Here is a 12,127-nt window from a genome sequence, read left to right as displayed (position 1 = left end):
AGATCTGCGATGAATCGATTTGAGATTGAATTTGGTGAAAGATTAAACCTTCACTAAAAACTGGAATCAACTTACACAGATTAATTTACACCCTCAAAGTTTAAGATGTTTACTTATGCTCTATTGGCTTATTACCAAACAAACGAAACATTTCAAACTTTCAATACTTTTCTAACATTAAACATTTAATACTTTTAGACACCCCAATTATTTTTAATTTCCTTGGCGTAATAAGGTGCAATCTTTCCGTATAGTGTTCCATACTTAACTGCTTTCATGGCTAACCATTTAGGCTCTGGACAGGAACTGTTCATATCTGAATACCTTTTTAAGACTGTTTCTAAATCTTTTCTACTGTAACCAAGTTGGTTATTTTTAGAAAAATCATGTAACTCGGTTACAGATAGGGATTTAAATTCGATTCTGTCTAAAATAAAATTTACTATTTCAGAGTCATTTTCTAAATCTCTTTGATATTGGCTTAAAACTAAAGTATCAATATGTTTATTTAGAATTTCAACCTTACGATCAGCAGTTATTGTGAAAGAAATATCTTTTAATTTGGCTCTTGATTTTGCAGTTGTATGAGTTGTATTTGTTGAAACAGTCATAGTTCCATCTGGATTACGAACAGGAATTAAATAAAATAATTCATCTGAATCATTTCTTGTATCGCCTGTTCCCTCATAAATTGGCATACCCTCTTTATCATCATACTTATTGGCGTGTGCTAAGCAAATTACTGTCATACCCTTGGCAGTAAGAGTTCTAAGAAGTGTATAGAAAACCTTTGAACTTGTTTTTTGCATTAAGTCGCAAAATTTCTTGAGAGTATCAAGAATAATTACTGTATCTGAAAAGTCATAATCTGCGATAGCCATATTTTCAAGTTGGTTAATAACTGTTTCAGATGAACCATTTGTTAGATCAAAGTTAATAAGCTTATAACCATTATCTTTTGCGTGTTGATAATATTCCTTTATTTGGGATGCCCCAGCATCTGCATTGACATAAAGAACCTTATAACCATTAGTAACCATTTCACCAGCTACATGAGTCATAAAGGTGGTTTTACCCCCATTAGCTTTAGCCACCAAAATAATTAAATGCCCTTGGGGAAATAATTCTTTCCAAGCAAATTTAGCATCTGCAATTTTTGAAACAATTTCATCTGTAACTTCCATTTCTAATATTCCTTCAAAGGGATTTAAGGATTCAGTCTTTTGGGCGTTTGATAGAACAATACTCATAATGAAACCCCCTTCAAAAAATCATTCCAATCTGTTCCATTTTGATTTTCTGTAAAGGGTGGGAATGTAATTGAGCCATTGACTGCTTTTGATGCAAGTTCAGCATAATGCTTACCTGTCTTATCAGAATCACCAGCAATAATAATTTCTACCTTGGGGAAATGTTTTCTTAGATCAATTGCAACAGGAATTAAATTCATAGCGTTAAATGCCACAATAGTTAAGCATCCTGTATCTTCATAAACAGAATATGCAGTTGCATAACCTTCAGCAAGAAAAACAGGATCATTTATTGAAAACTTACCAATAAAATGACACCCACCCTTTGATTTGCCACCTGTAAAGAACCATTTATTCCCTTCGTGATTGATGAATTGAATAGATTGAAATTCTCCAAGAACAGAACAAACAGGAATCAAAAGATTATTACCTTGTTGCCTAATGTCAAAAGGTTTAACTTTCTTTCTAAGCAGATAGGGATGGCATTCTAAGGCTTCCTGAGAACCCATAAAGAGTTCTTTTGATTTGATGCTTACATTCTTATGGATTTGGGATTGTTTTAACTCATGAGCCTGTTTAATGCGTTCTATCTCATCTTGTCTATTCTTTCTTTCAATTGAGGATAAATTCTTAAAATCGTTTGCAAACCAAAAATGTTTTTCACCAGAACGCCAATCTTGTAAATAACCACCTTGTCCATCTGCAAACAATTTAGCTGAAACGCTATTTTTCCTACCAAATCGAATAAACTTGTTTGGGACAATTTCGCTTTTAGGCTCGTAACCCAAGTTGTGAATGAAGTCATAAAAATTATTCATGGCATAACCTCGCAATCTTGATTAGCCAAGTTGTTAAGCTGATAGGAAGTAAGTCATAAAGAGCCAATTTAATAATGGCTTGTTTTATAATGATCTTGTAAGTGTTTTTATGAGAGAGCCAATTGTGAGAGGTTGGCTTTTTTATTTGGTAGGTCATAGTGTGGCACCCTCCAATAATTTCTGAATATCACTTACTTTCCAAGATAATCTCCCATTTATTTTTATTGGTCTAATCCCCATTGGGGCACAATCCAAACAATGCCATTTGCGAATGGTTTGGGGTGATCTGTTAATGGCTTGGGCAAATACCTCAGTTGATACAACCTCTGGGAAAGAACCCTCTTTAAATAACTGTTTAAGTAAATCACTCATGTAACATTTCCTTTCGTTAATTTGAATTACTAGGAAATGATTTTTAAGCTAGGGCAATACCTAATCAATCAAGTTATGAAAGGGCTAAGTCTTTGATTTTAATAACTAGATAACTAGTTGATTAACTATTTTTATTATTTCTTATGTTTGCTCTTTTTGCATTAAACCCCCACTCAGACAAATATCTTTCAATTGTAGGCTTTGAAAATGGCTTACCTTTGCTTGAGAGTATTCCTTCGTTCTGAAAGTTTTCAAGAATTATTTTTATAACTTCCTTTGATGAGTATTCACAATTTTGATTTAATGCTTTTAAAGCAATATCACCACAAATTTGATGCCACTCGTTTGGATTTAATCTTTTATGGTTAGTTTCAATATTTATTGAGTTTTTAGAATTACCCATAAGATCAATATAATTCTTTAACTCTGGTGGCAAGTCCCAACCCATATCCTCATTCTTTAGCCAAAGTAAAAACTTTTTAACCTTAATTGTTCCTCTTGAATTGAAATAGAATATGCTTGAATCATCCTCATTAGCCATATATTTATATGGTGTAAAACGATTTTCTCTAATAAAGATCATTCTTTTATCGTAATCTTCTTTAATAGTCTGTAAATCATCTCGGTTTACTAAATAATGACAATCCATAAAAAAATCTTTCTCAAAATTTTCTGGATTTAAACCTAGGGTAAGAAGTGCCATTTCAATTTCTAATATTGACTTTCTTTTGAGCCAAAAATTCCAATCAATCTTATTTTCCATAAGCATAGCCTTCAATATGCCCTTCAATAGAACCCCTAAGCCAACCAAGGAAGGTTCTTGGCTTTCACCTCGTCAGGCTAGGCTTGGGATAACCTTTATTTAACTAATCTTAATTTTTTATATTCTTTCAATTCATCCAAAGTAGGTTGAACAATTCCAGCTTCATCAAGAATGAACTTTTCAATTTTGGTATGCCATAGCCTTAATAAATCAATTGGTCGGTCTGTATAGTGTTTTTCAGCAGTTCCACTAGGCTCATGCCCCATAATTTGAGATGCAATACCAACAGGGGTTTCTACCCACTCAGACATATTTTTAAAAGTTCTGCGTAGACCATGAATAGTTAAATGAGGAATACCAGCGTTTCTAATGGCAGTTTCTAAAGCATATCTAGGTTCTTCAATATAACCAGATTTAGATTTTGGGCTACAAAAAACATATTCGTTTTCTCTAGGTAAATCTTGAAGTAATTTCGCCATATAAGGAGTAATTGAAAATGCTCTAGTGCCTTTCCATTTATCTTTAATAACGCCTTCATACCAGACTAAATCAATATTCTCCCATTTAAGGGTTGCAAGTTCATTTCGCCTTGCCCCAGAGAGGACAAGTATTTGTAAATATGCTTTCGTAACTTTGTTTTTACCTCGGTTAATATGATCAAACCAAACTTTTAACTGTTGCTTTTGTAATGAGTCTTTTCGAGGTTTGGATGCTGGGATGTTTATCAATAATTTTGAACAAGCATCAAGATGAATAGCGTTCTTATATTCTTTATGATTACCAAGCCATGTAAAAAAAGCATTAAGAAGGGCTAAGCCTAACCTTGCAGTTGCTGGTCTATCTAAATAGGATTCAAGCCATTTTTCTACTTGATCTCTCGTTATTTCTTTTAATGGTTGATTTAATAAATCGTATAAAACCCCATTAGCTTGAATGTTAGATTGTCCTGTTCTAACACCCCTAGAAAGAACCTTACCACCAATACGAACCATATTTTCATGTTCTTGGGCGTGGCGTAAACCCCAAGGTTGATTTCCTCTTTTACCTCGAACCTTACCCCATTTAATATATTCATCCCAAACTACAAGCCCATTTTTGCCTTTTGCTTTATCAATCTGTATTTTTGCAATAGCCTGTTCATCTGCAATTCTAGGATCATTTCCTTTTTTAATTTCAAGTAACTTTGTTTGGGCAATTTCTAAGGCGTCTTTAATTGTTAATTGATTTACATTACCAATAGTTTTTCTAATGGTTTGTTTGTTTAATCTTGTCTGAATAATGAAAGATTTGACTTGAGATTGAGTAACCCTAATCCCAAAGTAACCAGAGTTATTAGAATCCCAATAAATTACCTGTTGTTTATCAGGTGGACAAACCATTTTGTTAATTTTGCCAATAGTAAAACTACTCTGATTTGCCATGTGAACTCCATGTAAGCACTATGTAAGCACAATTATAGCATTTCGAGGAATTTAGAGGAATACATAAAATAGTAAAAATATATAATAAAGCCAATTCAATTAAGGATTTAAAGGTATTAAGTAACCTTGAGGAATACTACGGAAAAGGGCTTATTTGCTGATTTGTAATCAGTAGGTGGTCTGTTCGAGTCGGACATGGGGCACCAAATTCATGAAGGTTTGTAGTCAACTGACTACAAACCTTTTTTGTTATCTTAAAGACCATAACAAAACTTCACCAAGTCTCGATCCCTAAAGACTAATTTAGATGTGATGAAATCTCAACATCTTTGGGTAAGGCGCCACTTAAAAAGTTATTCCAAACTAATTGAAAGGATTGCTCTAAAGCTCGGGTAGTTGCAGAACTATCAAATAGTTTGCAAGAATCAATATTTAACCTTAGCTGATTTTTAATGACTTGATGCTTTGCTGGGTTCGTCCCTAATTCAATTGCTAACGAAATATACTCGTCAATAGAATAGGTAATTAAATTGTCCATGCTTGAGGCTACTAGAAGACTTGCAGCCATCCTTGCACAAAAGGACTTGCCGATACATGTGACCACAGGTACCCCCATCCATAGCGCATCGGAAGCGGTAGTGCCAGCATTGTAAATGGTGGTGTCTAAAAAAAGATCGATACAAGTCAGGCGGGCGAGATAAGTTTCGTAATCCACCATTTGTAAAAATATTAATCGACTAGAATCCACCTGTGCATCAATAGCTGCCGATTGCAAATTCTTTATCACTGTTGGATTTTTACCAAACAGTAATAAAGAACTATTTGGGGTGGCAGAAAGAATTTTCATCCACGCCGCAAAAATTTCGGGATGATATTTAAAGGAGTTATTTAAACAAGCAAAGACAAAATGATCATCAGGAATCCCTAAGGACTTTTTTGAAACAACAATATCGGGTTTAGTTTTTTTACGATCATTGACTTGATAACTAGGCAAATAGATAATTTTTTCATCATAAAACTGCCTGTAATCACGCGGGATGATGGTCTTATCAGCAATCAAATAATCAATATACTGAGAGCAACCGATAGTACCTAAATACCCTAAGTAACTGATTTGAATGGGGGCAATACGGTGAGCCCATAAACTAAGACGATGGTTACTAGTATGACCGCATAGGTCAATTGCAATATCAATTTGCTGATCACGGAGCAATTCGATTGCTTGTATATCAGTTAATTGACTAACATCAAGCCATATATCTACAGCATTTCTAATTCTCAAGCGATAGGCATCATCCTTCCGGTAGCTTAAAGAAACTCCGATAATTTCAAATTGATTACGATCATGTAATTCGAATAGTTCGGCAGTTAAATAAGATACTGGGTGCTGTCCAAAATCTGGTGAGAGATAAGCAATTCTTAGCTTATCTTTTTGGGACTTCCTGAAATTAGGCGGTGGGTGACGACTGATTGGAAAATTCGTTTTTACAAACTCTTGAGCTGCTATTTGATGTAGTTCTGGAAGGTCAAAAAAGAGGGTAGCTTGAAAAGGTAGAACTTGGTCTAAAGAATTTTTAATTGCGATTTGTAATTGTTCTTTGCGCTGGGCAAGGTCAGACCAGTCACAAATATCGAGTTTTGAATACAGCAAAACACCTTGAAGTGACTCTAAGGAGGGGTTTAATTTTTCAGCATGTAGCAAGTCATTTAAAATTTCTGTTTCCACCCCAGCGCCGAGGCGGGATTGAGCCCTCAATTTATAGGCAATACTTGAATGAGGGTCAATTTCTAAAGCTCTATCAATAAAAGGCGTCGATTCCTTAAAAAGAGTTTGAGCTATAAGGGTATTTGCAACATTGATATTTGCATCTGACGAATTTTTGTTCAGACGCAAGACTTCTTGATAACAGCTTAAGGCTTCTGCATAATGCTTTAAAACATAATGGGCTGAACCAAGGTTTAGATACGCAGATTCCAATAGCTGATTGGCACTAATCAGTTTTTTAAAAATATCGATTGATTGGTTAATATTTCCCAGCTCGTAAAAGGATCTCCCTAAATAAAGAAGCTCAACATAGTCTGTTGGTTGTAGTTGGGTTGCTTTTTCAAAAAAGGGTTTCGCAAAATGCTTACCCTGATGAGTAAGGGTAACTTCAGCATATTCGAACACATAACTAAGATTCTTATCTTGCAATTGAATTGCGCGCACCAGATCACTTAATGCTTCATCATACTGTTTCAATGAGCGGTAAATTTTGGAACGAATATAAAAAATGCGGCTTTCCTGATTAGACAACAAAATAGCTTTGGATGAGCTGTCTAAGGCTTCAGGAAATAGTTGTAATTGGAATTGACATTCGGCAAGACTGCCCCAACCTTCGAGTTTAGTGGGGTATTTTTCCACATAAATACTTAAAAACTTAAGCGCCTCAGCAAATGCTAAACCTTGACGATAAGAAATCGCTAAATTAAAAAGTAACTCCTCATCATCAGGATTTAAGTCAAAACCGAATTCAAGTTGTTTGGCAGCTTGGATGGGTTTACCGATGATTGCTAACATATGCGCAAGCAGTTTTCTTAATGGCGCATTTGAAGGGTGAAGAAACACTAGACTTTGGCATTCCGCTATCGCTTGGTCTTTACTACCAGACGTAAACGTCTTTTTAAGGTTGGAAATGTGCTTATTCAGTGCGCTTGAAGAGAGGTTCATCATGAATAGTAAAAATTCGATTATTAATGTCCATTAAGAATCTTAGTATAGAACCTTCAGATTGGAGCTAGTCCAAAGTCAACATCAGGTGCTAAGTGAGTTACATGAAATCATCCATCCCAATTCCAATCATTGCGCTGTGTAATGCAAAATAATATTGACAAAAAATTGTCTTGATGTTAATTTAAACAAATGTTTAAATAGTTGTCGTAAATTAATTCTTGGAGGAGACCAAAATGACCAAAAAAATCAATCGTGCTGACTTAGACGCTGCTGCAGAGAAATATAAAAACTGGGGTAAATGGGGTGCTGAAGACGAAGTAGGAACACTCAACTTTACGCAACCAGAAGATATCGTTAAAGCTGCTGGCTTAGTAAAAAAGGGTAAAGTGATTTCCCTCGCATTAAATTATGATGCTTCTGGTCCACAAGGCGCCAAAACCAAGTACCCATCGATGGGACGTATCAATCCAGTCCACACGATGTTAAGAACGGGTACAGATGCCTATTCAGGCGTGTTAGACAAGCGTGGAATTCGTGCTGCTGATGATATGGTTGTAATGCCATTGCAATGCGGCACACAATGGGACGGCCTTGGTCACGTGTTCTTTGATAACTACATGTATAACGGATTTGATTGCCGTGAAGTTTCATCTGCAGGTGCTGCAAAGTGCGGTATTGAAAAAACGAAGACGAAGATGGTTGGCCGTGGCATTTTGCTGGACGTAGCGCGTTACAAAGGCGTGGATACATTACCTGACGGTTACGGTATTACTTGTGAAGATTTAGACCAAACTGCTAAAAAGCAAGGAATCGAAATTAAACGCGGCGACTTCATCATCGTCCGTACTGGTCAAATGGAAGACAAGATTAAAGCTGGTAGTTGGGATGGTTATCCAGGTGGAGACGCGCCAGGTTTTGCATTTGAGACTTTAGAATGGATTCAACGTACTGAGTTGGCAGCACTAGCTAGTGATACATGGGGCTGTGAAGTGAGACCAAATGAATCAGAAGCAGGTATTAACCAACCATGGCATTGGATTACTATTCCAATCATGGGTATGACCATGGGCGAAATCTTCTTCTTAAAAGATTTGGCTGATGATTGTGCTGCTGATGGTGTTTATGAATTTATGTTTGTTGCTCCAGCATTGCCAATTACTGGCGCTGTTGGATCACCAACAAATCCATTAGCAATTAAGTAAGAAATAAGCTTTTATACTAAAAATAAACCATAAAAATCTGCCACGTTAACGTGGCAGACAATGGAGCGGGAGATCGACATGCACTCAACAACAATAAATCAGCAATTAAGCAATAAAAAAAGTATTTCTAAAGCACAATTACCAGCAGTCGCTTTTGCTGGCATGCTTACCGTTTTATTAAGCTCTTTTGCTATGTCTGCTCACGCAGCTTATCCAGAAAAACCAATTCGTATGACCGTATCCTTTCCACCAGGTGGACCAGTGGATATGGCTGCGAGAATTATCAGTAATCGTCTAACAGATGTTATGAAGCAGTCTGTCTTTGTAGAAAACAAGACTGGCGCAGGTGGTAACGTCGGTGCTCAAATCGTTGCAAAATATCCCAATGATGGCTATAACTTTTTGATTACCTCATCATCTTATGCAGTAAACCCCTCTTTATATGGTGAAAAAGCTGGCTACAATCCAGCAAAAGATTTTTCACCAGTCATTATTATTGCCACACAACCAAACGTTGTTTCAGTGAATGAAAAGGTTCCGGTTAAAACACTAGAAGAACTCAAGGCTTATGCTGTGAAGGAAAAATTATCTTTTTCATCACCAGGGAGCGGCACAACCCCCCATTTGACTTGTGAAAACTTATTCCACGTAATTTGGAAAAATGATATTACCCATATCCCTTATCGTGGAGCTGGTCCAGCATCAGTAGCTGTAGTTGGTGGTGAAACACCGATTGGATGTACTGCGGTCGCCGGCGTGTTTCAATTCCATAAGCAAGGTAAAGTGAGAATTTTAGGCGTATCTAGTACGGAACGTGTTGCAGAATTACCAGAAGTGCCTACGATGCAAGAATTAGGTTATCCGCAAATTCAGGACTATACATGGGTGGCGGTATTAGCCCCAGCAGGTACATCACCAGAGCAAGTGAATACAATGAATCGGGCGATTGCAAAAATCGTCAATGAGCCTGAGACGAAGGAAAAATTAAGTCAGGCTGGACTCATTCCGGTCGGCGGAACTGTTGCTCAAACAACGACGTATCTTAACAATGAGTTAAAACATTGGAGTAAGGTCGTTATAGAAACTAAGGCAAAACCAGAGTAGTGTCGGTAACTGGAGCCAAGAAGCCATGCTCGCAGAAATTAAGAATTTCTTCCAAAGCTTCTTTCCAGTTACTTCCTTTACATTTGCGATTAGAAATAACCTCTAAACGCCCTGTGTTGGAAGCTACATAAATATACAGACCCATGATAAAAATCATCCGCCAAGCAATTGACTCTCTACTGATTTGGGGCAAGGTTTTATGAAATTCTTCCATAAATTCCAAGCTAACCCGGTCGTAGTATTCTTGACGCAAAGTGGTTTCAATGTCCTTGGGTTCATTATGCAAACGTGCTTGCAGTTTTACAAATGCGCGTCCTCCAGTACTTTCTCCCGCCAAACGCAGAGGGGGATAAACGAACGCATAAATCAGTTTTTTCAGTGGAATCGATTGACCGTTTGCTTCTTGTCGAAACTCGTCCAAGAGGCGCAAACGCTCATCAGAAAGAATTTTCCCGCGGCGGGCAAAGATCGCCATAAACAGCCCGCGCTTATTTTGGAAATGGTAATTAATCAAAGCTTGATTAATATTCGATTTAGCCGAGATATCACGAACCGTGGTGCCCGCATAACCGGATTCAGAGAACAGTACTTCAGAAACGTCGAGCAAACGCATTACAGTTTCTCTAGAAGTACTGGATAGGGTGTCAAAGTTTATTTTTTGCATGAATTACATTTAAACATTATTAGATTTGAAGTATAAACAGAAAGGAAGAAGTTATGAGTAAAACAATATTAACCTGCGCAATTACTGGGAATTTAACGAAACCAGAAATGACACCGCATTTACCAATTACACCACAGCAAATCGCTGATTCAGCATTAGAAGCTGCTGAGGCTGGTGCGGCAGTTGCGCATATTCACGTTCGTCACCCAGATGGCAAGCCATCCATGGAAATCGAACACTATGCGGAAACCATTGATTTAATCAAAAAGCATAACAAATCATTAATTATTAATTTAACTACAGGTCCTGGCGGTAGATTTGTACCATCAGAAGATGAGCCAAAGATTTTTGCTGCTGGCACAACCCTTTGCCATCCATTAAAGCGTGTAGAACACATTGCAAAATTAAAACCAGACATCTGTTCATTAGATTTGAACACGATGAATTCAGGTCCTGATGTGGTCATGAATACACCTTCAAATGCTAGAAAAATGGCAAAGGTGATTCGTGATGCTGGAGTAATGCCTGAATTAGAAATTTTTGACACAGGTGATTTGAACTTAGCCAAAGATATGATTGCTGATGGTAGCCTCGAAGGCCCAGGTCTTTATACTTTTGTGATGGGTGTGAAGTATGGTTTTAACACCGATCCAGCAACATTATTATTTATGCGCAGTCAATTGCCAGCAGGTGCTAAGTGGGCAGCATTTGGCATTTCTAGAGCAGAGTTCCCAATTGTAGGTGCGGCTTACTTATTTGGCGGTCATGTTCGCGTCGGTATGGAAGATAACATCTATATGGAAAAAGGCGTACTCGCACAAAGCAATGCTGAACTCGTAACTAGAGCGAAAGTAATTGTTCAAAACTTAGGTGGTCAGTTAGCTACTTCTGCTGAAGCACGTGCAATGCTTGGTTTAAAAATGTAATAAAAGTCCTTGAGTCCTGAGGTGAAAAGCAGTTGATGGCTCTTTACTGATTGGTTCAAAGAAGACGTAAAAGTCCCAGAAGGAGTGATCCTTACTGGGATTTTTGCTTAAAAATACATAAATTTAAAAAAATTATTGCATTGCAACATAAATTACTTGCAATTTCATATCAACGGTAGTAAATTTATTGCAATGCAACAAAATTATCTATTTAATTTTAAATCTACTTTGGAGAATCACATGGACTACGAACAAATTGCTGGAAAACTAAACGAATTTAGCGCTAAAAATGTACAAGGTGTAATGGCTTTGACAGAAAAGTCACTTGACCGTTCACACAAATTGGCTGAAATTAGCTTTGACACAACGAAATCATTGTTAGAAGAAGCTAACGATGCCTTAAGCAAAGTGTTGAATGCAAAAGACCCACAAGCTGTGATTTCAATTGCACAAGAAGGTGGTCTTGAAGGGTTTACAAACAAATTAGTAGCGCATCAACAATCAGTAACGAAGATTGTTCGTGAAGCAGCTGAAGAAATGACAGCAATGTCAGAAGCCAGCATGGATCAAATGAAGACTACTTTAAAAGACTGGGTAGAAACTTTATCAGCAAATGCACCTGCAGGTTCAGATGCTTTTGTAAGCGCATTGAAGACTTCTATTGAAACAACATTGCAAGGTGTTGGTCAAGTTCAAGCAGCAACCAAAGAAGTTCTCAGCAATGTTGAAAAGACAACTGAGCAAGCAGTTGAAGCAATCAAAGGTCAAGTAGCAAATGTTAAAAAGACTGCAGCAAAAACTACTACTCGTCCAACAGCACGTAAAGCTGCTTAATAGATTAAAGCAATTTAAAATCTAAAAAAGTAGTTGGTACTTAAGCCATTCTTGTTTAGC

Annotated in this window: 11 protein-coding genes; 4 read left to right on the top strand and 7 right to left on the bottom strand. The window is 36.9% G+C overall.

Going from position 1 to position 12,127, the window contains the following annotated elements:
• Positions 1–194: 194 nt before the first annotated feature.
• From B8983_RS08845 to B8983_RS08820, 6 genes are all read right to left on the bottom strand, one after another.
• Entirely contained in the window at positions 195–1,250 is a 1,056-nt protein-coding gene (locus B8983_RS08845; protein ID WP_084283785.1) for an AAA family ATPase, read from the bottom strand.
• A complete protein-coding gene (locus B8983_RS08840; protein WP_084283784.1) occupies positions 1,247–2,068 on the bottom strand; it encodes a toprim domain-containing protein in 822 nt (273 codons plus the stop codon). Before B8983_RS08840 ends, B8983_RS08845 begins: the two co-directional genes overlap by 4 nt.
• Before the next feature lie 153 nt (positions 2,069–2,221).
• Positions 2,222–2,440, bottom strand: a complete 219-nt coding sequence (locus tag B8983_RS08835; protein WP_084283783.1) for a hypothetical protein — start codon at positions 2,438–2,440, stop codon at positions 2,222–2,224.
• A 121-nt stretch (positions 2,441–2,561) separates the two neighbouring features.
• The gene (locus B8983_RS08830; protein WP_143736147.1) at positions 2,562–3,203 is read right to left on the bottom strand and encodes a hypothetical protein; all 642 of its coding nucleotides are present in this window, start codon (positions 3,201–3,203) and stop codon (positions 2,562–2,564) included.
• A 95-nt stretch (positions 3,204–3,298) separates the two neighbouring features.
• Positions 3,299–4,624, bottom strand: coding sequence for a tyrosine-type recombinase/integrase (locus B8983_RS08825; protein WP_084283781.1), 1,326 nt, complete (start codon positions 4,622–4,624; stop codon positions 3,299–3,301).
• A 298-nt stretch (positions 4,625–4,922) separates the two neighbouring features.
• Positions 4,923–7,337 carry a tetratricopeptide repeat protein gene (locus B8983_RS08820; protein WP_084283780.1) on the bottom strand — a complete coding sequence of 805 codons (2,415 nt, stop codon included), beginning with the start codon at positions 7,335–7,337 and terminating at the stop codon, positions 4,923–4,925.
• Positions 7,338–7,570: 233 nt separating this feature from the next.
• On the opposite strand from B8983_RS08820, the gene B8983_RS08815 reads away from it, so the two are divergent.
• The gene (locus B8983_RS08815) at positions 7,571–8,539 is read left to right on the top strand and encodes a cyclase family protein (protein WP_084283779.1); all 969 of its coding nucleotides are present in this window, start codon (positions 7,571–7,573) and stop codon (positions 8,537–8,539) included.
• Positions 8,540–8,617: 78 nt separating this feature from the next.
• Positions 8,618–9,643 (top strand): Bug family tripartite tricarboxylate transporter substrate binding protein, encoded by a 1,026-nt coding sequence (locus B8983_RS08810; RefSeq protein WP_159460869.1) that lies wholly within the window; start codon positions 8,618–8,620, stop codon positions 9,641–9,643.
• On the opposite strand, the gene B8983_RS08805 is transcribed toward B8983_RS08810, so the two are convergent.
• Positions 9,624–10,307: a TetR/AcrR family transcriptional regulator gene (locus B8983_RS08805; RefSeq protein ID WP_084283777.1), complete on the bottom strand. Its 684-nt coding sequence runs from the start codon at positions 10,305–10,307 to the stop codon at positions 9,624–9,626. The two genes, B8983_RS08810 and B8983_RS08805, sit on opposite strands and share 20 nt — an antisense overlap.
• 53 nt (positions 10,308–10,360) lie before the next feature.
• Between B8983_RS08805 and B8983_RS08800 the strand changes: the two genes are divergently transcribed.
• Entirely contained in the window at positions 10,361–11,233 is an 873-nt protein-coding gene (locus tag B8983_RS08800) for a beta-keto acid cleavage family enzyme (protein ID WP_084283776.1), read from the top strand.
• Between the two features lie 240 nt (positions 11,234–11,473).
• Positions 11,474–12,067: a phasin family protein gene (locus tag B8983_RS08795; protein WP_159460868.1), complete on the top strand. Its 594-nt coding sequence runs from the start codon at positions 11,474–11,476 to the stop codon at positions 12,065–12,067.
• Positions 12,068–12,127 lie beyond the last annotated feature (60 nt).

Origin of the sequence: Polynucleobacter kasalickyi (genome assembly GCF_900176405.1) — a bacterium.
GTDB lineage: Bacteria > Pseudomonadota > Gammaproteobacteria > Burkholderiales > Burkholderiaceae > Polynucleobacter > Polynucleobacter kasalickyi.
This window is presented reverse-complemented; position numbering and strand designations above follow the sequence as displayed.